The organism is Nonomuraea purpurea (assembly GCF_042650645.1).
Taxonomy (GTDB): Bacteria; Actinomycetota; Actinomycetes; order Streptosporangiales; family Streptosporangiaceae; genus Nonomuraea; species Nonomuraea purpurea.
Genome location: NZ_JBHSBI010000021.1, coordinates 37,001 through 58,315 on the forward strand (window position 1 = coordinate 37,001; position 21,315 = coordinate 58,315).

Below are 21,315 nucleotides of genomic sequence, written 5' to 3' on the forward strand. Positions count from 1 at the left end.
CCTCAGGCGGTGGCGCGGGCGCGGGCGCGGACGCTGCGACGCTTGAGCGCGCGGCGCTCGTCCTCGCTCATACCGCCCCAGACGCCGGCGTCCTGGCCGGACTCCAGCGCCCACTTCAGGCAGGCCTCGACGGCCGGACAGGAACGACACACCTGCTTGGCCTCTTCGATCTGCATGAGTGCCGGTCCGGTGTTGCCGATCGGAAAGAACAGCTCGGGGTCCACGTCACGGCAGGCAGCTCGGTGGCGCCAGTCCATGCGTTCACTCCTTAGTAGATGGAGCCTGTGGTCGGCTCCGTGCGGCTACTACTTTGTGAAGAGTTTCACTAACTTGCGCGAACAATTACCCGGAACCTGTGGGGACCGGGATTGCCCGCTGACAACCGGAGGACCTCTTGGGTTTGTTAAAGGTCCTACGTTCCGACGTCAATGTTGAGACTGTCAGCCACGGAGAGTGCACGCAAGGGGGTTGGCGGGAAGTTTTGGCGGTTGTGGATGTCGGATGCGTCACACAATGACCGAATGTAACCGGCTAGACCAGAACTTGTAACGCGTTCGGTGTAGACCGGAATGTTACGGTTTCGCATTCGCCCAGGTAGTCGCCATCCAGCTCGAAGGCCACAGGGCGCTCGGAGGCGATCGTGAATTCGCTCTCGTCGTGGAGCTGGACGAGGTTCCGACCCGACGGAAGCGCCTCACTCTCCGTGAGAATGTGGTGGAGCAGTGGTGCGATGGAGGTCACACCCATGCGGCGCAACCCCAGGAAGTCCAGGCCCGTCTCGAAGCCGGCCCACGGGGTCGGCCGCACCGGGGTGCCGCCCACGTACGTCCACGGCGAGGTGTTGGAGACGATCGCCATGAAGATGCCCCTGGCGGTCGGTATCCCCGGACCTGTCAGGGTCATCGACGGACGCCGCTTGTCCGTGGCCAGATAGTGCCGTAGAGCCGTGTTCACATACCGTGCGGGGGTAGCCTTGCGCCCAGACCCGCGCAGGCCCTCCACGGCCCGTATGACCTCGGCGTCGTACCCGAGCCCCGTGCAGAAGGTGAAGTATCTGCTCTGCCCCTCCCAAAGGGCCTGCCCCAAGCCGACGGTTTTGCGGCGGTCCTCCCGCAGGGCCTCCAGCACCGCCCCGGTCGACTCCACCGGATCGTTCGGCAGCCCCAGGGCCCGCGCGAAGACGTTGGCGCTGCCGCCCGGGATGACGACGAGCGCGGGCCGCCCCGCGCTCGGATCGTCGCCGAGCTCGAGCTCCTCGCCGTCCACCGGGTTCAGCAGACCGTTGACGGCCTCGTTGACCGTCCCGTCTCCGCCGAGCACCGCCACCATGTCGTATCCCTTGGCCCGGGCGGTGGCCGCCAGCGCGGCGGCGTGGCCCCGGTAGCGGGTCTCCTCCACCGAGAGATCAACGGCCGCGCCGAAGGCACGGATGAGCACGTCACGCGTACGGCCATTCGTGGTCGTGGCCTTGGGGTTCACCAGCAGCATCGCGCGCATAACGCCAGCGTAGCCCGTGAATCCCGCCCGTCTTATCGCCGAACGTCCGGTTTCCCCGTCATGTATGTCACGCAGGGTAGGGTGCAGGCGTGAACCGACGCCCGCTTACCCTCCTCATCGCCGCCGCAGTCGTCGCCCTGGAAGGGCTGGTCGCGCTCGGGCTCGGCGTCTTCGTGGCGGTGGAGACGCTGACGGGAAGGCCGGACGACATGACGTCCGCCGCGGCCGAGGCGGTCTTCGGCCTGCTGATCGGCGCCGGGCTGCTCTGGGTCGCCTGGGGCGGGTTGATCAAGATGGAGCGGTGGGGGAGGTCGCCGGCCGTGCTGGCCCAGATCTTCATGTTGCCCATCGCCGTCACGCTGATCCAGTCGGACCAGCCGCAGCTCGGGATCCCGGTGATCGTGGCAGCCCTGGCCGGGTTCGCGACGCTGCTGGCGCCTCCCACCACCCACGCGCTCTACGGTGACGGCCAGGCCTAGTCGTCCGCGGTCAGGCCCTCGCGCAACTGCGCGAGGGTGCGGGCGAGCAGACGCGAGACGTGCATCTGGGAGATGCCCAGCTCGGTGGCGATCTGCGACTGCGTCATGTTGCCGAAGAAACGCAGCAGCAGGATACGTTTCTCACGGGGCGGGAGCCGTTCGAGCAGCGGCTTGAGCGACTCGCGGTATTCGACGCCTTCGAGTGATTCGTCCACGATGCCCAGCGAGTCGGACACCGCGGGGGCGTCGTCGTCGCCGGAGTCGGGCGCGTCGAGCGACACGGTGGAGTAGGCGTTGGCCGACTCCAGGCCCTCGAGCACCTCCTCCTCGGTCATCTTCAGATAGGAGGCCAGCTCCGCCACTGTCGGGGCCCGGCCCTCGCGCTGCGACAGATCGCTTATCGCCTTGGTCAGCGAGAGCTTGAGCTCCTGCAGGCGGCGCGGCACCCGCACCGCCCAGCCCTTGTCGCGGAAATGGCGCTTGATCTCGCCGACGATGGTGGGCGTGGCATAGGTGGAGAACTCCACGCCGCGGTTGAGGTCGAAACGGTCGATCGACTTGATCAGGCCGATGGTGGCGACCTGGGTGAGGTCGTCGAGCCATTCGCCTCTGTTGCGGAAGCGGCGAGCCAGGTACTCGACCAAGGGAAGGTGAAGCTCGACCAGCTCATCCCTGATGCGCTGGCGGCGCGGCTCCTCGGGGCCCAGCTCGGCCAGCTCGGCGAAGAGCATGCGGGCGCGCACCCTGTCGGGCACGGCGTGTTCGCTGGTGGCCATGGCTCCAGTCCTTTCCGTCACGCCGGCCTCGCTGCGCCTCGGCGCTTACGCAGGACGATCGCCATGCGATCGGGAGAGTCTGTCACCGCGTCGACGTCGTCGGCCAGGGCGGTGAGCACCATCCAGGCGAAGTCGTCGCGCTTGGGCGCGGAGCTCCCGACCGTCGCGACCTCAACCCTGACCTGCATCTCTTGCCCGGTCAACTCGAACTCGGCGGTGAGGTCGGTGCCCGGCACCGCCTCGCTCAGCAGCATGGCGCACGCCTCGTCGACCGCGATCCGCAGATCTTCGATCTCGTCCAGCGTGAAGTCCAGCCGCGCCGCCAGCCCGGCGGTGGCCGTACGCAGCACAGACAGGTAGGCACTCGCGGCGGGGAGCCTGATGCTCACCACGTCGCGGATGCCGGCCGCGCCTTCCGCGCGCGTCTCGGTTTCCTCGGTCACGTTCCTCCTTGCGTACGTCCGGGAGGCGCTGCACGCCGCCGCCCGCCGTATCCGACGCCAACTGCAACTTACCGCCCCGGAGAGGTGCTTGGACGAATCAGACTCGCCATCAACGGAAAAGGCTCTGTGCGGTCCGGGACCACACAGAGCCTTATGTGCCGTTTTAGGCGGCCTTGGTCTCCCAGAAGATCTTGGAGATTTCGTCGATCTTGCCCAGCAGGTCCTCGGCCTTGGAGACTTCGACGGTGCCCTTGGCCCCGGCGGCGCCCGCGAGCTTCGTGGCGTCCCAGAAGAGCTGGTGAAGCTGAGGGTACTGCTCGAGGTGCGGCGGCTTGAAGTAGTCGGTCCACAGCACCCACAGGTGGTGCTTGACCAACTCGGCGCGGTCCTCCTTGATGGACAGCGCGCGGGCGCGGAAGACCGGGTCGTCGTTGGCCGCGTACTTCTCCATGATCGCCTTGACCGACTCGGCCTCGATGCGGGCCTGGGCGGGGTCGTAGACCCCGCAAGGCAGGTCGCAGTGCGCGGAAGCGACATGCTTGGGTCGTAGCAGTCGTGCGAGCATCAGAAAGTCCTTCCTTGATGCTGAATCAGCTTGGTCCACAACCGACCTTACTCGGGTCCGGAACGCCTGCGGAGTAGGGGGTCAACGCCCATGAGAGTCCGTGTTGAGGGTGATTCCATGCGTCCCGCGCTGGTCCCCGGCGACTGGCTGCTCGTCCGCCGGGGCGCCACCGTCCGCCCCGGGGACATCGTCGTGGCCAGGCTTCCCGACGATCCCGACCAGCTCATCGTGAAACGGGCTCAGTGGCACGGGGCGGACGGGTGGTGGCTGGAGAGCGACAACCAGCGGGCCGGCGGGCGGCGCGACAGTTGGGATTTCGGTCCTGTCGCCGACATCGTCGGGCGGGTGGTGCTGCGGTACTGGCCGCTGGTGCGGCGGCGCGTTTGAAACTCGCGACCCGAGTCGATGGGGTGATCGTCAGGAGGCGTTCCTGCGGCGGGCGCGGTAGGCGGCCACGTTCGCGCGGGTGGCGCAGCGGGGGGAGCAGTAGCGGCGGGAGCGGTTGGAGGAGGTGTCGAGGAAGGCGGTCGCGCAGCGGGGCTCCTGGCAGCGGCCGAGCCGGTCCACGCCCAGCTCCGCCACCACCGCGGCCAGGCCCATCACGGCGCTGGCTGCGGCGTCCTCGGCCAGGTGGAGGTGCCAGCGCTGGCCGTCGTGAGCCGAGAGCTGGGGGCGTACGGGGTAGCGCACGAGCAGGGCGTTGAGGCGTTGCGCCACGGCCTTCTCCTCGCCCGCCGCGTCGAACACGGCGGTCAGCTCCTCGCGCAGGCGGCGGAGCTCGGGCGGCGGGTCAGGATCGTTGACCAGCCGGATCGCCCACTCGGCGTAAGAGGTCAGGTCCATGCGGGAGTATTACACGAGAAGGGGCCCAGGGGGTCTTCGTCGCGCCGCTTGAGGGCTCGCGAGAGGTGAGTTGTGCGACGGCGGGGCTTGAGATATGCGGGCAGGGCTGGAACGGGCCGCGCGGGCGCGTCAGAGGGCCCCCGGCCCCCCCAGCGGCGGTCTCGCCTCCCGCGACGGCTACGGCCTTGATCGAAGGCGGCCGAGCGGGAAGGCACCGACAGGCGGGGCGGCCATGGAGGCGCCCCGCCGGGGGCGGGTTACTCCTCCGGGTGGAGGACGCGGCGCAGGAACGCGCGGGTGCGTTCCTGCTGCGGGTCGCCGATCACCTGCGCCGGTGCCCCGTCCTCGACGAGGACCCCGCCGTCCATGAACACGACCCGATCGGCCACCTCGCGCGCGAAGCCCATCTCGTGGGTGACCACGAGCATGGTCATGCCCTCCTCGGCCAGTTTGCGCATGACGGTGAGCACGTCGCCGACGAGTTCGGGGTCCAGCGCCGAGGTGGGCTCGTCGAAGAGCATGAGGTCGGGGTTCATGGCCAGCGCCCTGGCGATCGCGACCCGCTGCTGCTGGCCGCCCGAGAGCTGCCCCGGCAGGGCGTCGCATTTGGCGCCGACTCCGACCTTGTCCAGGTTCTCCCTGGCGACGATCTCGGCTTCCTTCCTGCTCCGCTTCAGCACCCGCTGCTGGGCGATCATCACGTTCTGCAGCGCAGTCATGTGGGGGAACAGGTTGAACTGCTGGAAGACCATGCCGATGGCCCGTCTGACGGCGTCGATGTCCACGTCGGGGTGGGTGACCTCGACGCCCTTGACGAAGACCTGGCCCCTGGTCGGCTGCTCCAGCAGGTTGACGCAGCGCAGCAGGGTGGACTTGCCCGAGCCGGACGGGCCGATGACGCAGACCACCTGGCCCGGGTCGACCGTCATGTCGATGCCCTTGAGCACCTCGTTCTTGCCGAAGTGCTTGTGCAGGTCTCTGAGCTCGATGGCGTGCGTCATCGGTTCCTCCCCTTACGCCCCTCCAGCCGGGAGGCGAGGTATCCCAGCGGGATCGTGACGATCAGGTACGTGATGCCCGCGACCATGATGGGCGTGGCGTTGGAGTGCTGGGAGGCCAGGTCGTTGCCGAACTTGGCCAGTTCCACGTACTCGCTGGACACACCGAGGAACAGCACCAGCGAGGAGTCCTTGAGCAGGGCCACGAACTGGTTGGTGGTCGGCGGGATGACCATGCGGATGGCCTGCGGGATCACCACGGTGAACTGGGCGCGGGTGGCGGACATGCCCAGCGACCTGGCGGCCTCGATCTGCCCCTTGGGCACGGCCTGCAGTCCCGCGCGGAACACCTCCGCCTGATAGGCCGCGCCGATCGCCCCGAGCCCGAGGGCTACCTGGCCGTAGGTGCCGAAAGGCACCTCGAAGCCCGGCAGAGCCAGCGGCAGGAAGGTGATCATGACGAAGATCAGCAGCGCGGGCAGGCCACGGAAGATCTCGATGTAGACGATCGCGATCCATCGGTAGGGCCGGATCTGCGACAGCCGCATGAGCGCGAGCACCAGCCCCGCCACGAAAGCGATGACGAATCCGCTGACCGTGTAGATGATCGTGTTCCGCAGCGCGATGGTGAACAGGTCCGGCAGCGTCTCCTGCGCCACGGCGGGCTTGGCGAAGTTCTGCGCGAGACTGCCCCAGTCGGCGTACATGAGGAGGACAGCGAGCACGACGACCAGGAGGGCATATTGGATGCCGCGGCTGATCTGCTGCTTCTTCCGGGGGCTGAGCCTGGCGCGGGCAGGCTCAGCCGTCTTCGGCTGGTCGGCCATGGATCAGCCCAGCTCGCCGGGCTTCTTGCCGAACCACTTGACGTAGATCTTCTCGTAGGTGCCGTCCTGCTTGGCCTTGGCGATCTCTTCGTTGATCGTCTTCAGCAGCACCGGGTCGGCGCCCTTCTTCAGGCCGAAGCCGTACTGCTCGCCGGTGTTCAGGCTGCCGATCAGCTCGAACTTCGCGGCGACGTCCGGCTTCTTCAGCCAGGTGAGCACCACGGGCAGGTCCTGGACGATCACGTCGGCCTGTCCGGCCTGCAGGGCCAGCAGTTCCTTGGCGGAGTCGGCGTACTCGGTCGGGTCGAAGCCCTGCTTCTTGACGTACTCGAGCCCCGTCGTGCTGGCCTGGGCGCCCAGCTTGAGGTTCTTGGCCTTGACGTCCTCCAGCGACTTGGCGCCCGTGCCCTTCTTGGCCAGCAGCGCCTGCGTGGCGTCGAAGTAGGGCTCGGAGAAGTCGATGTTCGCCTTGCGTTCAGGGGTGATCGTCATGCCGGCGGCGGCCAGGTCGCACTTCTTGGCCGCCATGGCGGCGCCGCTCTTGATCACCGCGAAGTCGATGTCCACGATGTTCTGGGTCACGCCCAGCTTCTTCGCGACAAGGTCGACCATGTCCACGTCGAAGCCGACGATCTTGCCGCTGGAGTCCTTGAACTGGAACGGCTCGTACGGGATGTTCGTGCAGACCGTGAGCTTGCCGGGCTGCACCAACTGGGCGCCGCCGGAGGCGGAGGTGCCGGCGCTGGTGGTGCCCGCGCCGGAGCTCGATTGACTGCCGCACGCGGTCAGCGCGAGAGCAGTGGCCAGGGCGAGCGCGCCGACGGCGTAGCCGCGGCGGCCCTTAGGGCTGAGGGCCATGTACGGCCTCCTCGAAGTGAAATGCCATCAAACTTGCGTTTTGTGCAGTTTAGATGGGGTTTTGCCCCGCTCAGTCATCGGCCATTTAACGATGCGTCAACAGAACGGCGTCGGCGCCGACACCGAACACCATCTCACCATGTGGCACTATGGTCAGACGGGTGACCCCCGAACCCCTCTGAGGCGATCGACGAGGGGATCCTGGCAGCTACCAGAAGCCAGCCGCTCGCGCTCGTCCGCCGATGGTAATTCCGCTTCCGATGACTACAGGGGTCGCTGTGGCTGCCACGCCCACGTCTGCTTCCACCGAAAAACTCGATCTCGATCCGGCGTTCGCGCTGCACCGCGGAGGCAAGATCGAGATTCGCTCCACCGTTCCCGTCCGCGACGCGGACGACCTCTCACTCGCCTACACGCCCGGCGTCGCCCGGGTCTGCACGGCCATCGCCGAGACGCCCTCGCTGGTCCACGACTACACCTGGGTCTCCAGAGTGGTCGCCGTGGTCTCCGACGGCACCGCGGTGCTCGGCCTCGGCGACATCGGCCCCGCCGCGGCCATGCCCGTCATGGAGGGCAAGGCGCTGCTGTTCAAAGAGTTCGCGGGCGTCGACGCCGTCCCGATCTGCCTCGACTGCACCGACGTCGACGCGCTGGTCGAGACCGTCGTCCGCCTGGCGCCGTCGTTCGGCGGCATCAACCTCGAGGACATCAGCGCGCCGCGCTGCTTCGAGGTCGAAGACCGGCTGCGCGAGCGGCTCGACATCCCCGTCTTCCACGACGACCAGCACGGCACCGCCATCGTCGTGCTGGCCGCCCTGCAGAACGCCGCCCGCCTGACCGGCCGCACGCTCGGCGACCTGCGCGCGGTCGTGGCAGGCGCGGGCGCCTCCGGCGTCGCCGTCACCCGCATCCTGCTGGAGGCCGGCATCGGCGACATCGCCGTCTCCGACTCCAAGGGCATGATCTACGAGGGCAGGGAGGGCCTCAACCCGATCAAGGAGGCCCTCGCCCGCGACACCAACCGCGCCCGCCACACCGGCTCCACGGAGGAGGCGCTGGAGGGCGCCGAGGTGTTCGTCGGGCTGTCGGGATCGACGGTGTCCGAACAGGCCGTGGCCTCCATGGCGGACGACGCGATCGTCTTCGCCCTGTCCAACCCGACCCCCGAGGTCCACCCCGAGGTGGCCGCCAAGTACGCCGGCGTCGTGGCCACAGGGCGCTCCGACTTCCCCAACCAGATCAACAACGTCCTGGCCTTCCCCGGGGTGTTCCGCGGCGCTCTCGACGTGCGGGCCACCACGATCACCGAGAACATGAAGGTGGCCGCGGCCAACGCGCTGTCGGGCGTCGTCGGCGCTGACCTTTCGCCCGCGTACGTCATCCCGAGCCCGTTCGACGAGCGCGTCGCGCCCGCCGTGACGGGCGCCGTTGCCGCCCAGGCGAAGGCCGACGGCGTCGCCCGGCTCTGAGCGCGCAAAGGGGCGGGCGGGGCCTTTCTGGCCCCGCCCGCCCCTTTTTTGCGCAGGTCAAAGCGTCTTTTCGGTTACCTGGTCCCGCCATGGGTAGCTGAGCTGCCCGTCCAGGAGTGAGGAGCGCCCGCCCGGCCCGATCTTGGGAGCGGGACGAAGTTGGGGTGACCTTTGAGAACCGCCGCAAATCCTTTACTCAAGGTGCTATAACAGTAGCTCTCTGTAAGGAATGGGCGCCGACTCCTGTGACGAGGAGAGCGATGGAACGCGAGCCTAATCGACTGCTGCAGCAGCTCATCGCGGAGGCGGGTTTCTCCCATAAGGGATTGGCCAGGCGCCTCAACGATCTGGGGGCCGCGCGCGGCACTCCGGGCTTGAAGTACGACCACAGCTCGGTCCTGCGCTGGATCGCCGGCCAGAGGCCGCGTGACCCGGTGCCGTGTCTGCTCACGGAGATCTTCGCGCTCCGGCTGGGCAGGCCGGTTTCCTCGGAAGACCTGGGAATGCCCGCGATCATCACACCCCTCGATCTCGGACAGGAGTTCACGCACACCTGGCAGGAGGGGGTCGCGACCGTGACCGCGCTGTGGCGAGCCGATGTGGAAAGACGGAGGTTCCTGATCGACTCGGCGTTCGCGATAGGAGCAGGCTCCGTGGGAGCCGTACGCTGGCTGACGTCCCCGCCGGAGGGACGCCCGGCCGGCACCGGCACTCGACGGGTGGGGCGCGCCGACATCGCCGCCATCCACGAGGTCACCCGCTCGTTCGGCGAGCTGGACAACCGTTTCGGCAGCGGACGGGTCCGCTCGTCCGTGGTGAAATACCTCGATACCGCCGTTTCGCCCCTGCTCAAGGACGGCTCGTACGGCGAGTCCACCGGCAGGCAGTTGGCCGCTGCGGCCGCCGAGCTGACCCGCCTGGCGGGCTGGATGGCCTACGACATGGAGCAGCACGGGCTCGCCCAGCGCTACCTCATCCAGGCCCTGCGCCTGGCCAGGGGCGCCGACGACCACACGCTGGGCGGCGAGATCCTGGCCGGCATGGCGCACCAGGCCATCTACATGGGCCAGCCGGCCCACGCGCTCGACCTGGCCAGGGCCGCCCAGCTCGCGGCCCGCCGCGCCGGCGTCAACACGTTGCTGGCCTCCGCTCACGTCCTGGAGGCCCACGCGCACGCCGGCAGGGGGGACGCCAGGGCCTGCGGGGCCTCTCTGCACGAGGCGGAGCGGTCGTTCGACGGCCGCAGTCCCGCCGACGAGCCCACGTGGCTGAGCTACTTCGACGAGGCCTACCTGTCGGCCAAGTTCGCCCACTGCTTCCGCGACCTGGGGCACGGCAAGCACGCCGTGGCCAAGGCCAGGCGCTCGCTGGACATGGACTCCCGGTTCGTCCGGGGGCGGATGTTCAACCTGTCGCTGCTGACCGCGGGGCTGCTGCAGTGCGGGGAGTTGGAGGAGGCCTGCTCGGCGGCGGCCGGCGCGTTCACGCTGGGGGCCGAGCTGCAGTCGGCCAGATCCCGGTCCTACGTCGCCGATCTGCGCAGGCGGCTGGAGCCGTACAAGAACGAGCGGCCCGTGCTCGCGCTGCGCGAGCGCGCACGGGAGCTCAGCGTGGTCTGAACGCGGAACAGCCCGGGACGCACGCACTCGCGAGCGTCCCGGGCCGTTGTTCGCCGCAGGAGAGGGCTACTTGAGCATCTCGCCGTTGGGGCCGACGATCCTCTTGGTGGCCGCGAAGTTGGCCTTGTTGTACACGGCGGCCGTCTCACTGTCGAAGATGGCGGAGCTGATGTAGTCGATCCGGCCGTTGCCGTCGTTGTCGGCGAACACGCTGGTCACGCCGTTGACGTAGCCGACGCGCTTGCTGTTGTTGTACTTCATGAGCCAGGGGCCGCCGTCGGCGCCGCCGGTCATGGAGCACTTGAGCACCTGGTGCGTCTCGACCTTGAACGTGTTGATCTGGTAGGACTTCGTGGCGGTCTTGCCGGAGCACCACTTCGGCGTCACGCCGGTGAAGGCCTTGTTGCCGTCGGGGTGCGGGTCGGCGGGGTAGCCGAAGGCCGTGACCTGCTGGCCGAGGGGCTGGTTCCAGGCGAAGCCCTGGCCGCCGACGACGTCGCCGAGACGGCCCATGTCCTTGACGAGGCCGAGGGTGTACTGCGCCTCGTAGTACTTGCGGCTGGTGCCGGGCTTGACCCACTTCTGCGTGTAGTAGCGGGTGATGGTGTAGTTGCCGGTGGTGGTCTTGGCCTTGTCACCGGGGCCGTTGTAGGCGTTGTACTCCGTCGCGGTGACCTGCTCGGTGACGGGCGCGCCGAACTTGAAGCCGTTGCCCTTGCCGGTCCTGGCCGCACCATAGGCGGTCTTGCCGACCTCGACCTTCTCCACGACGGCGCCGGGGTAGTCGGGGCCGACCTGTTCTGCGGCCTTGTCCTGGCCCTCGGACCAGCAGTCGCCGAGGTTGAGCTGGCACTTGAGGAACTCGGCGGCGGTGATCTCCTTAGGCTTGATCCACTTGTCGCCGGTCCACTCCTTGTACTCCTTGGCCGACACGATCTTCTCACCCGCGAGGGAGAAGCCGTTGTGCACGGCCACGAAGGCGTAGTCGCCGTCGTAGTCGTCGTAGGTGTCCAGGTCGAACGTGGTGAAGGCGTAGGCGCCCGCGTACACGCCCCACGGGGCCTTGCCCTGGTAGGAGCCGGGGACGAACACCCACTTGTCGTAGACGTCGTCCTTCTTCTCGTAGACGCAGTGGCCGGCGGTGGCGACCAGGTTGCGGTTCCTGGACTGGATGGAGGTGGCCGAGCACCAGCGGTAGTTGCCCTTGCTGTCCTGGAAGAAGACCTTGCCGATGGTCTTGGGCAGGTTGACCTGGCTGGCCTTGGCAGGCGGGCTGCCCACGCCGGTCGGAGCCGTGGAGCCCGGCTTGCCGTCGGTGACGCCGCTCTTGCTGCCGGTCGAGACGAGCTTGGGCACGGTCTTGGTGTCCAGCGTGTACTGGGTGGCCTTGCGCAGCGCGGCACCGTTGGCGTCGAGCCAGAAATAGGCGGCGCTGTAGGCCTGGGCCGGCGTGGGTAGAAGGTCGTCCGACACCCAGTTCGGATTGGCCTCGGCGGGTGCTACGAGGGCGGCGGCGGTCAGGCCGGCGGCGGCTAGGGGGATGAGCAGGCGCTTCACGAAAGGCTCCACAGTTGTCAAAAAGGGTGTAAAGACACTATCGACCCTTGAGTCACTCTGGTAAGGGGGATTGCCAAATTTCACAGAAAGGCCGAAGGGCCCGGCAGGATGCCGGGCCCTTCGGGTGATGCAAGGTGCTACCGAACGAAGACCAGGTCGTCGTTCCGATCGCGACGAACTACGGGATGAGCTTGCCGGACCACGAGGCCGCAGCGGCCTTGTAGACCGTGTTGGTCTCACCGTCGAAGTAAGGCGAGGTGATCCTGTCGTAGCGCTTGTTGTTGTCGGTGTCGGCGATGAGGCTGGTGACACCGTTAACGTAGCCAAGACGCTTGGCGTTGCTGTACTTGTACAGCCACGGCGCACCGTCGTAACCAGCGGTGACGGCGCACTTCAGCGACATCTGCTCCTCGACCTTCTTCGAGGGGATGCGGATGACGTTCTTGTCGGTCTTGCCGTAGCACCACTTCGGCGTCACACCGGTGAACGGCTTGTTGCCGTCCAGGTGCGGGCCGTAGGGGTAACCGAAGACGCGGACGTCCTTGCCGGTCGGCTGGTTGTACGCGAAGCCCTGGCCACCAACAACGTCGCCGAGGCGACCGATGCTCTTGACCTCGTTGCCAACGATGAAGGGCTCGAGCCGCACGTAACGGGCGACGCTACCCTGCTTGTACCACTTCTGCACGTAGTAGTGCGTGATGGTCCAGTTGCCCCGCGCGTCCTTCCCGACCGTCGCCGGGTAGTCCCGGGTCGGCGTGGGGAAGGGCTGGCCAGGCCTCCAGCTCGGCCTCTGCTTCTTGGCGTAAGCCTCGGCGTCGCTGGCAGTCACGTTCTCGACGACGGGCTCGCCGAACTTCTTGCCGTTCCCCTGGCCGACGCCAGCCGCGTCGTAGATACCCTTGCTGACCTCAAAACGGTCCACCACAGCGCCGGGGAAGTCCGGACCAGTGGCCTCGTCGGCCTTGCCCGGGTCCACGTCGTAGTAGTCGGTGGTCTTGGGGTCGAGCTTGCCCTTCTTGTACTCGTCCTCGGTGACCGTGACGTCCTTGACGCCCTTCTCGCCCTGGTACGCCTTGTACGTGGCCCAGTCGACCTGCTTCGGCTTGTTGATGGTGCCGCCGATGCCGTCGTAGACCGTGACGAACGCGTAGTCGCGGTCGAAGTCCTCGTAGACGTCGAAGTCGTAGTGGGTGAAGGCCTGCTTACCCACGTAGATTCCGAACGGAGCCTTGCCCTGGTAGTAACCCGGGACGAAGACCCAGCGGGAAACAACCTCGTCGTTGGCCGCGATGTCGTACGCGCAGTGACCGGCCGTGGCGACCAGGTTGCGGTACTGCGACTGGATCGAGGTGCCCGAGCACCAGTACAGCTTGCCGTCACGGCCCTCGAAGAACACCTTACCGGTGGTCTTCGGGTTGTTCACGTTCTGGACCTTGGAGACGGACTTCTTCTCTCCGCCGATGGGCTCGGCCTGCCCCGGCTTGGTGTCGGCGCTATAACCGCCACCGGAGGAGATCTTCGAAACTTCGAGAGCGTCGGGGTTGAACGCCACGGCGCCCTTGAGGGCCGCGTAGTCCGACTTGCTCCAGAACTCCAGCGTCTCGGCTGCCTTCGCCGCAGTGGCGGCGAGCGGGTCGGTCGAGACGGTGGTGTCGGCCTGAGCGGTGCCGGCCAGGCCGGCAGCCAGGAGACCAGTGGCCAGAACGGCGCCACCGGCCGGGAGGAGGATGCGCTTCATTAGGTAACTCCTTGCGCTGTCGTGGAACGCCTCTTGCGTCCCATGCGTCAGTAAAGGGATAGCCAGGAACATACAGTGTCGATCTTGAAAATCGGAAGCCGCTTTGAAAGGAAAAGATGCGACAAGTCGACCGTGATCGTTCTGTGATGTTTAAACGGCTGAAGCGCAGGAAGTTAGCGAAGCTCGCGTTGCCGACATTTGCCCTGATCAACATGAGCGGCGTTGCCGGCGTGTCTGGCGGGGCGGCGCCCTCCTCGTGATCCGGTCGGCTGACTCGATGTGACGCAGATCACATCGACTTGATGGCACCGTCTGGGTGCCTCATACGTCCAAGGGCCCGTCACTTTCGGGCCTCCAGGCCCGATTGCACGCATCCCGGGGCCGGGAAGGCCCCTTGCGGGCCGGAAAACAGAAAGGGCCCGGCTGGATGCCGAGCCCTTTCCTTACGCCGGTGTGCGAACGATCTAGGACCGGTCGCTAGCCGTCATTCAGACAACCTTGCCGGACCACGAGGACGCGGCGGCCTTGTAGACCGTGTTGGTCTCACCGTCGAAGTACGGCGAGGAGATGTAGTCCACGCGGCCGTTGCCGTCCTGGTCGTTGAAGGTGCTGGTGACACCGTTCACGTAGCCGAGACGCTTGGCGTTGCTGTACTTGACCAGCCACGGACCACCGTCGGCGCCCTCGGTCATGGCGCACTTGAGGGCGACGTGCTCCTCGATCTTCTTGGCGGCAGAACCCTGCAGCTTCTTCGAGGTGGTGCCGTAGCACCACTTCGGAGTAACGCCGGTGTAGTTCTTGTTGCCGTCGGGGTGAGGACCGGACGGGTAGCCGAACACGCGCACGGGCTTACCGGTCGGCTGGTTCCACGCGAAGCCCTGGCCGCCGACGGCGTCGCCGAGGCGACCCGCGTCCTTGGCGTAGCCGTCAACGATGTAGAAGACGGTCTTGAAGTACTTCGAGTCGGAACCGGGCTTGTACCACTGCTGGACGTAGTAGTGCGTGATCGTCCAGTTGCCGCGGGCGTCCTGGACGACCTTGGCCGGGTACTTCTTCGCGTCCTTCTCCGCGTTGGCCTTGTAGGCGGCCGCCTCGGAGTCGGTCACGATCTCGGTGACGGGCTCGCCGAACTTGAACCCGTTGCCCTTGCCGAGCCTGGCGGCCTTGTAGGCCGCCTCGGCGACCTCAACCTTGCCGACCTCGGCACCGGGGTAGTCAGGGCCGGTCGCCTCAGGCGCCGTGCCCCGCTTGACCCAGTAGGCCTCGGTCTTGGTGGGGTCGAGCTTGCCCGCGCGGAACTCCGCACGAGTGATCTCGACGTCCTTGGCGTCCTTGACGCCCTGGTGCTTGTCCCACTCGGACTTGGAGACCTGGCGACCGGTGCCGCCACCCAGCTGGACGCCGTTGTACACGGTCACGAACGCGTAGTCGCGGTCGTAGTCCTCGTACACATCGAAGTCGTAGTGGGTGTAGGCCGTCTTGCCGACGTAGATGCCCCACGGGGACTTGCCCTGGTAGTAACCCGGGACGAAGACCCACTTGGACATGGTGTCCGCGTTGGCGGCCGTGTCGTAGACGCAGTGCCCGGCCGTGGAGACCAGGTTGCGGTACTTCGACTGGATCGAAGTGGCGGAGCACCACTTCTTCTCGCCCTTGCTGTTGACGAAGAACACCTTGCCGATGGTCTTCGGCATGTTGACGTTCTGGACCTTCGTCGTGGTCTTCTTCTCGCCGCCGATGGGCTCGGTGGCACCCGGCTTGGTGTCCGAGGTAGCCCCGCCCTTGCTCTGCAGCTTGGCGACGTCGGCCTTGCTGTCCCAGACGTTGGACTCCTTGGCCGCCTTAAGGGCAGCACCGTTGTTCTCGGCCCAGAAGTCCGCGATGGCCTTCGCGTTGGCAGCGCTGGCCGCCATCTGGTCGGTGGCGACAGTGCTGTCGGCGGAGGCGGAGCCCACGAGGCCGGCAGCCAGAAGGCCAGTGGCCAGAACGGCGCCACCGGCGGGGATGAGAATGCGCTTCAAGGGAACTGCTCCTTGCTCTGTCGTGGGTCGCATCTTGCGTCCCATGCGTCAGTAAAGGGATGGCAAGGAACATAGCGCGGTGATCTCCGCTGGTGGAACCCGGTTTGGGAGATCTGGTAGTCATCCTTACCGCCGTTGCCGTTCTGTTACCAGTCAGAGATCTTTGCGGTTAGTGATCAAGAGGTCACGTTTTCGCAGGGTATGGAGGGGGTGTGACAGTTGGGACGAAAGTGCCGTTAGTGCCATGTTACGGTGTGTAGTCGGCCAAATGTGACTCAGATCACAGGAACCAGATTGGCACCAACTCCGTCTAAAATCGCTCGATACTCACAGGTGATCTTCAGGTTCGGGGTGAGGGCGCCTAGATTCGGTCCCATTGGGCCCCTTTTTGGAAGGTTCCGGGGCGGTGGCGGGTCGGGCACGCCTGGGTTCCACGCCCTCGACTCCCGGACCGCTCTGCTCTCGTGGGTTCCGGTGGGCGGACTGAGGGAAGGCCCGGAGTGTTGCCGGTCCTTGGGCGCGTTGAGCGTCCCGCTGGGCGGATCCGTCGGCGGGGAGTTGGTGTTGGGACGTCGGCGCGCCGCATTGCCCGGCCGATTCCGTGGCGTTTCGACCCCGCAAGAGCCCCGCCCCGGCTGTTCGGGGTCGGTCTCAGGGCGTCAGCTGTCGTGGCCGCTGACGGGAGAAAGGGGGGGGCGGGGCGGGTATCTGAACGCCGTGCGGTCGCTGGGTCAGGCTTCGGGGCCGTTTGCGGGGGAGACGATCTGGGTGAGGTGGGCGCGGAGGCCGGCGAGGGCGGGGTCGCCCGGGTTGGCGGGGCCAGAGCCGTCCTGGGCCGCCTGGACCGCGCTCAGGAGCCAGCGCCAGGTGCCGTCCGCCTCCCAGAGGCGATGGTGGCGGTAGGCGGTGACCCAGCAGCCGAACCGCTCGGGAAGGTGCCGCCAGCGCGATCCGGTGCGTGCTTGGTAGAGCACCGCGTTGATGATCGTGCGATGGTCGGCGGCCGACGGGAGCAGGGATTCGAGCCGCTCCCACTCGGCGTTCGTCAGATCGCCACTACGCATGCGCCAATGGTGACAAGGTAAACACTGTCTGTCAGCGAATCCAAGAAAGATCTTCACAACGAAAGGGAGGGGCCCCGGCGAACGCCGGGACCCCTCCCTTTTCCCCTGGTAGGGCTTACTTGTACAGCTCGCCGTTCGGGCCGACGATCTTGCCGGACCACACGTTCTTGGCCGCGTTGTAGACCGCGGCCGTCTCACCGTCGAAGTACGGCGAGGTGATGTAGTCGATGCGGTCGTTGCCGTCCTGGTCGGCGAACGTGCTGGTGGTGCCGTTCACGTAGCCCAGGCGCTTGCTGTTGTTGTAGTTGAGCAGCCACGGGCCACCGTCGTAACCGGGGGTCACGGCGCACTTGAGGCCGATGTGCTCCTCGATCTTGAGCCAGGGGGCGCCGACGGCCTTGGCCGTGGTCTTGCCGTAGCAGTGCTTCGGCGTGACGCCGCTGTAGGGCTTGTTGCCGTCGGGGTGCGGGGCCGACGGGTAGCCGAAGGTGCGTACGGTCTTGCCGGTGGGCTGGTTCCACGCGAAGCCCTGGCCGCCGACGCTGTCGCCGAGACGGCCCGCGTCACGCGTGACCAGGATGTAGCTGCTGCCGCCCCACGCGCGCTTCGGGCCGCTGAAGCGGCCGTAGTCCCTGCGGTTCACACGCTTGACGCCCTCGAAGCGGATGCCGTTGTAAACGGTGACGAACGCGTAGTCGCGGTCGTAGTCCTCGTAGGTGTCGAAGTCGTAGTGGGTGAAGGCCTGCTTGCCCACGTAGATGCCGAACGGGGCCTTGCCCTGGTAGTAACCGGGGACGAAGACCCAGCGGTCGAGGAGGGCCTTGTTGCTGTCGGTGTCGTAGACGCAGTGGCCGGCCGTGGAGACCAGGTTGCGGTAGTTCGACTGGATCGAGGTGCCCGAGCACCAGCGGAGCTTGCCGGAGCCGTCGACGAAGAAGACCTTGCCGACGGTCTTGGGCAGGTTCACGTTCTGGGCCCTGCCGGTGGACTTGGACTCACCGGTCGGCGCGGTGGTGCCGGGGCGGCCGTCGGGGCTGTAGCCGCCCTTGGAGACGACCTTCCTGACCTCTTTCGAGTCCCACGTGTACTGGGTTGCCTGGCGCAGCGCGGCGCCGTTCGACGCGAGCCAGAAGGAGACGACGGAGGCGGCCTGCGACGTGCTGGTGGCCATGGGGTCACGGGAGACGTCGCCGTCGGCCTGCGCGACGCCGGACAGGCCACTGGCGAGCAGACCGGTCGCCAGGACGGCACCGCCGGCGGGAAGGAGAATTCGCTTCAAGGTAACTCCTGGTTGCGCTGACATGAGGCGCCTCGTGCACCTTCATAAACTCAGCAAACGGACAGCCGGGAACCTACAGGGTTGACACAGTCCGTGTGAGTTTCAGGTAGATCATGTAAGCGTTCCAACTGGCACCGTGATCGTGCCGTGACACAGGAGTACCTGATCACCTGTAGTGATCAAATGGTTGCTGTGACTTACACCACATTTGACAGCACGACCGTCGTGGCGGCGTGCCGGTAGACCTGCCCGGTGACGGTGTCGAAGTACGGCGACGACACGGCGTCGAACCGGCCCTGGGCGTCGCTGTTCCAGTTGAGGCTGTTGACGCCGTTGAGGTTGCCGAGCCCGCGCTCACGGTTGTAGCCGACCAGCCAGGGGCCGCCGCTCGCGCCGGAGCTGAAGTCGCACGGCTGGAGCCGCACGCCCTTCTGCAGGTCGTAGCTGGGCGCCACGGTCCAGCTCGTGGGGCCGTCCTTGCACAGGTGCAGCCTCTTGCCGTCGAACGGACGTGAGCCGTCGGGCTGCTCGCCCCCCGGGTAGCCGAACGCGAGCGCCGTGTACGTGCCCGGCTTCCTGTTGAGTTCGAGCCCTTGGCCGCCGACGTTGTCCTGGAGCCTGCCGACGTCCTCCATGACGTAGGCGCCGTTCTTGGCGACCCACTTGAAGCCCTGGTGCACCGTCACGAACGCGTAGTCGTAGTCGTAGTCGCCCCTGCCCGACCAGTCCTCGTGCATGCTGATCGAGGCGCCCACGTAGATGCCGTCGGGCGTTTCCCCGTTCTCTCCGGGGTTGGGGACGAAGATCCAGTATTCGGCTGCCTTGCCCTGGCGCGGGTCGAACGCGCAGTGTCCGGCCGTGGCGACCACGCTGCGGTTCTTCGCCGCCACCGCGCTGGCCGAGCACCAGTACTCCTTGACGCCGTACCGGAAGTAGACCTTGCCGTTGGTCTTGGCCACGGTCGCGTTGCGCGGGGGCGTGGGTGCCGCGACCGTCGTGGCGCTCCTCTTCTTGGCGGTGGAGCTGACGCGGACGGCGGCGGGGGACGGGGCCTTGGGGCCGGCGGCGCCTCCGGCCGGCGAAGGGCTCGGGGAGGACTTGGTGCCCGGTGCGGCGGGGGTGTAGCTGTCGGCCTTCTTGAGCTTGTCCGGCTTCCAGTAGTCGGCGACCCGCTTCACGTCGTCCGTGCTCTTGGTCAGCGGGACGGCGTAGACCTTGCCGGTCGGCACCGCGTTCGCGATCCCCGTGAAGGCGGGCAGCGTCAGCAGCGCGCTGCTGAGCGCAGCCGCCACTACGTGCCTAGCCCGGGGGATCATGAAATGGCCCTTCTTGGAGTCGTAAGGGTGGATTTTTCCAGATGAACAGGCGGTATTGCAGCTTGGATAGGGATTCGTTACCTGATCAAGGGTCCTCCTTGAACTATAAGGACACCATCAGTCGAACGCTCACGATACCTCTAAATGATCATTAATCGATGATGTCGCCGCAGGTCAGAGGGCGTTCTGATGGTTCTCTGTGTGATCGGAATTGTGTCCATTCGCGCGTCGCATTCGCCGCGCCGTAGTGGCGCACACCACTGCATTCAGCAGCGCTGGCAGGCCCCCTATCTGCCCGAACCCCGGGGTCCGGGGTGCCAACTCGTCACCGCATGCCGCTGAGTCGGTGGCTTGCCGGCGGTGTTGAAGTGGGGTAACGGCGTCTGCTGTCGGTGTTCCGTGTGACGCGCTCTTATGGGCGTGGGGGAACGGGTCGCTGCTCGCGCCGGTGGTGAAGTCCGTGGCGGCACTTCGTCGTGCGGCGACTTGTCGCCGTCGGGGGTATTCGCTCTGCGGGTTGGGCCCGGGCTGGTCGCGTTCTGGGGATGTGCTCGCGGTGGTCGGCGGGCTGCGCCTCTGGCGGGCGGAAAACGATCGGATCCTTGACAAGCGGCCTGACATGGCTGCTGGGAAACGCCAGGAAAGAGTGTGGAGGGTTTTTGGATCGATCATTGGGGTGGCGAATTCGGGCCGGTGCCCGTGCAGGTGGAAGTGGTTGCGGGTTTATGTTGGGGCTGTAGTGACGGGGTTTATCAGAAGTGACCGCTTATCAACCGAATATTGTTCTGGTTGGATGGTTTCATGATCCACATACCCCCTGTCTCATCGGCGTCGCGCAGCGCACGGTTCGCGAGCAGCCGGGTCCTGAGCCGCTCGATCTGTGGGAGGAGGTGGCCCGCGCAGCCGCCCGGCTGCCCGTCGAGGGGCTCGACTCGATCCAGATCGTCCACACCGACTCCTGGCAGGACGACTCGCCGGTCGGCGGGCTCGGCGCGGCACCGGGCCTACTCCAAGGTCGGCGGTACGGCTCCGCACCTGCTCATCGGCGCGGCGGCGGGCGAGCTCGACGTGCCTGGAGGGCGCGCCCACGCGGTGGTGGACGCCGAGTCGCGGGAGCTGATGGGGGAGCGGGTGCGGCTGACGAGGGACGGCAAGGTCAATGTAGCCACGTGGTGACGTAAAGTAGGCGTGAAAGTTGTGACTGATCCACCACTCTCTGGTGTTGACATTTATATGTCGGCAGCGGACGCTGGAGTCATGCGGAGGACAACTGTGCGCATCGACGAAACACTCCTCAACGAGGCGAAGGCGTACGCGGCACGCAACGGACGCAGTCTCAACTCAGTGATGGAGGATGCCTTGAGGCAACTTCTCAACCGCACCACGGAGGTGGCCGAGCGGCCCCGCGTGGAGCTGATCACCTCTACGGCCGAGCCCGGCTTCCAGACGTGGGTCCAGAGGCGGATCGACGCCGGCGAGAAGCTGGAGCACATCGCCTGGGACCTCGACGACGAGGAGCGTTACCCGGAGCTGTTTCATGCTGCTGGCTGACATCAACGTTCTCGTCAACGCCTTCCGTTACGAGTCCCCTGATCACGACCGCTGCCACGCCGTGATCGAGGAGATGATCAATGGCGATTCCAGCTACGCCGTGAGCGACTTCGTCGTCAACGGCTTCATCCGGCTGGTCACCAACAGGCGCGTCTACAAGGATCCCGACCCTCTCGAACGGGCGCTGATCTTCGCCGACTCCTACCGCAACCAGCCGCAGGCGTCGGTTGTCAGCGCCGAGTCGAGGCACTGGGAGATCTTCACCCGGCTGTGCGAGAAGGCCGGGGCAAGCGGCAAGCTCATCCCCGACGCCTACCTTGCCGCGCTCGCCATCGAGCACGGTTGTGAATTTGTGACCTGCGACAAGGATTTCGCCCGGTTCGAGGGCTTGCGCTGGCGGTCGCCGCTCAACTGA

The 21,315-nt window shown here is 66.6% G+C and carries 22 protein-coding genes; 6 read left to right on the forward strand and 16 right to left on the reverse strand.

Annotated elements, in window-relative coordinates; all coding sequences use genetic code 11:
* Positions 1-2: 2 nt before the first annotated feature.
* Entirely contained in the window at positions 3-257 is a 255-nt protein-coding gene (locus tag ACFOY2_RS34390; protein WP_379532279.1) for a WhiB family transcriptional regulator, read from the reverse strand.
* A gap of 274 nt (positions 258-531) precedes the next feature.
* On the reverse strand, positions 532-1,497 hold the full coding sequence (locus ACFOY2_RS34395; RefSeq protein WP_379532280.1) for a diacylglycerol/lipid kinase family protein: 966 nt from the start codon (positions 1,495-1,497) through the stop codon (positions 532-534).
* Between the two features lie 89 nt (positions 1,498-1,586).
* Between ACFOY2_RS34395 and ACFOY2_RS34400 the strand changes: the two genes are divergently transcribed.
* A complete protein-coding gene (locus ACFOY2_RS34400; RefSeq protein WP_379532281.1) occupies positions 1,587-1,976 on the forward strand; it encodes a hypothetical protein in 390 nt (129 codons plus the stop codon).
* Here the strand turns inward: ACFOY2_RS34400 and ACFOY2_RS34405 are convergent.
* The 3 genes from ACFOY2_RS34405 to sodN form a co-directional block, all read right to left on the reverse strand.
* Complete coding sequence (locus tag ACFOY2_RS34405) at positions 1,973-2,752, reverse strand: RNA polymerase sigma factor SigF (RefSeq protein WP_171074665.1); 780 nt, start codon at positions 2,750-2,752, stop codon at positions 1,973-1,975. The genes ACFOY2_RS34400 and ACFOY2_RS34405 overlap by 4 nt on opposite strands.
* 17 nt (positions 2,753-2,769) lie before the next feature.
* A complete protein-coding gene (locus ACFOY2_RS34410; protein ID WP_357822357.1) occupies positions 2,770-3,195 on the reverse strand; it encodes an anti-sigma factor in 426 nt (141 codons plus the stop codon).
* Positions 3,196-3,358: 163 nt separating this feature from the next.
* Positions 3,359-3,760 carry a superoxide dismutase, Ni gene (gene sodN / locus ACFOY2_RS34415; protein ID WP_357822355.1) on the reverse strand — a complete coding sequence of 134 codons (402 nt, stop codon included), beginning with the start codon at positions 3,758-3,760 and terminating at the stop codon, positions 3,359-3,361.
* 30 nt (positions 3,761-3,790) lie between these two features.
* On the opposite strand from sodN, the gene ACFOY2_RS34420 reads away from it, so the two are divergent.
* Complete coding sequence (locus ACFOY2_RS34420; protein WP_379532282.1) at positions 3,791-4,147, forward strand: S24 family peptidase; 357 nt, start codon at positions 3,791-3,793, stop codon at positions 4,145-4,147.
* 30 nt (positions 4,148-4,177) lie between these two features.
* On the opposite strand, the gene ACFOY2_RS34425 is transcribed toward ACFOY2_RS34420, so the two are convergent.
* From ACFOY2_RS34425 to ACFOY2_RS34440, 4 genes are all read right to left on the reverse strand, one after another.
* Positions 4,178-4,603, reverse strand: coding sequence for a CGNR zinc finger domain-containing protein (locus ACFOY2_RS34425; RefSeq protein ID WP_379532283.1), 426 nt, complete (start codon positions 4,601-4,603; stop codon positions 4,178-4,180).
* Positions 4,604-4,860: 257 nt separating this feature from the next.
* Positions 4,861-5,604, reverse strand: a complete 744-nt coding sequence (locus tag ACFOY2_RS34430; RefSeq protein ID WP_379532284.1) for an amino acid ABC transporter ATP-binding protein — start codon at positions 5,602-5,604, stop codon at positions 4,861-4,863.
* On the reverse strand, positions 5,601-6,428 hold the full coding sequence (locus ACFOY2_RS34435; RefSeq protein ID WP_379532285.1) for an amino acid ABC transporter permease: 828 nt from the start codon (positions 6,426-6,428) through the stop codon (positions 5,601-5,603). Before ACFOY2_RS34435 ends, ACFOY2_RS34430 begins: the two co-directional genes overlap by 4 nt.
* Positions 6,429-6,431: 3 nt before the next feature.
* Complete coding sequence (locus tag ACFOY2_RS34440) at positions 6,432-7,286, reverse strand: ABC transporter substrate-binding protein (RefSeq protein WP_379532286.1); 855 nt, start codon at positions 7,284-7,286, stop codon at positions 6,432-6,434.
* Between the two features lie 260 nt (positions 7,287-7,546).
* On the opposite strand from ACFOY2_RS34440, the gene ACFOY2_RS34445 reads away from it, so the two are divergent.
* Together ACFOY2_RS34445 and ACFOY2_RS34450 are read left to right on the forward strand one after the other, a co-directional pair.
* Positions 7,547-8,755, forward strand: a complete 1,209-nt coding sequence (locus ACFOY2_RS34445; RefSeq protein ID WP_379532287.1) for an NAD(P)-dependent malic enzyme — start codon at positions 7,547-7,549, stop codon at positions 8,753-8,755.
* Between the two features lie 260 nt (positions 8,756-9,015).
* Entirely contained in the window at positions 9,016-10,374 is a 1,359-nt protein-coding gene (locus tag ACFOY2_RS34450; RefSeq protein ID WP_379532288.1) for a hypothetical protein, read from the forward strand.
* Positions 10,375-10,440: 66 nt separating this feature from the next.
* Here ACFOY2_RS34450 and ACFOY2_RS34455 read toward each other — a convergent pair whose 3' ends face one another.
* The 7 genes from ACFOY2_RS34455 to ACFOY2_RS34485 form a co-directional block, all read right to left on the reverse strand.
* Positions 10,441-11,931, reverse strand: coding sequence for a hypothetical protein (locus ACFOY2_RS34455; RefSeq protein WP_379532289.1), 1,491 nt, complete (start codon positions 11,929-11,931; stop codon positions 10,441-10,443).
* A 178-nt stretch (positions 11,932-12,109) separates the two neighbouring features.
* Positions 12,110-13,669 (reverse strand): trypsin-like serine peptidase, encoded by a 1,560-nt coding sequence (locus ACFOY2_RS34460; RefSeq protein ID WP_379532290.1) that lies wholly within the window; start codon positions 13,667-13,669, stop codon positions 12,110-12,112.
* Positions 13,670-14,157: 488 nt separating this feature from the next.
* Positions 14,158-15,690 (reverse strand): trypsin-like serine peptidase, encoded by a 1,533-nt coding sequence (locus ACFOY2_RS34465; RefSeq protein ID WP_379532291.1) that lies wholly within the window; start codon positions 15,688-15,690, stop codon positions 14,158-14,160.
* A 731-nt stretch (positions 15,691-16,421) separates the two neighbouring features.
* Entirely contained in the window at positions 16,422-16,754 is a 333-nt protein-coding gene (locus ACFOY2_RS34470) for a transposase (protein ID WP_379532292.1), read from the reverse strand.
* Positions 16,755-16,869: 115 nt separating this feature from the next.
* Positions 16,870-18,033: a trypsin-like serine peptidase gene (locus ACFOY2_RS34475; RefSeq protein ID WP_379532293.1), complete on the reverse strand. Its 1,164-nt coding sequence runs from the start codon at positions 18,031-18,033 to the stop codon at positions 16,870-16,872.
* A 197-nt stretch (positions 18,034-18,230) separates the two neighbouring features.
* Positions 18,231-19,349: a trypsin-like serine peptidase gene (locus tag ACFOY2_RS34480; protein WP_379532294.1), complete on the reverse strand. Its 1,119-nt coding sequence runs from the start codon at positions 19,347-19,349 to the stop codon at positions 18,231-18,233.
* Positions 19,350-20,101: 752 nt separating this feature from the next.
* On the reverse strand, positions 20,102-20,299 hold the full coding sequence (locus ACFOY2_RS34485) for a hypothetical protein (protein ID WP_379532295.1): 198 nt from the start codon (positions 20,297-20,299) through the stop codon (positions 20,102-20,104).
* A gap of 322 nt (positions 20,300-20,621) precedes the next feature.
* On the opposite strand from ACFOY2_RS34485, the gene ACFOY2_RS34490 reads away from it, so the two are divergent.
* Positions 20,622-20,900 carry a hypothetical protein gene (locus ACFOY2_RS34490; RefSeq protein WP_379532296.1) on the forward strand — a complete coding sequence of 93 codons (279 nt, stop codon included), beginning with the start codon at positions 20,622-20,624 and terminating at the stop codon, positions 20,898-20,900.
* Positions 20,887-21,315, forward strand: a complete 429-nt coding sequence (locus ACFOY2_RS34495; RefSeq protein ID WP_379532297.1) for a type II toxin-antitoxin system VapC family toxin — start codon at positions 20,887-20,889, stop codon at positions 21,313-21,315. Before ACFOY2_RS34490 ends, ACFOY2_RS34495 begins: the two co-directional genes overlap by 14 nt.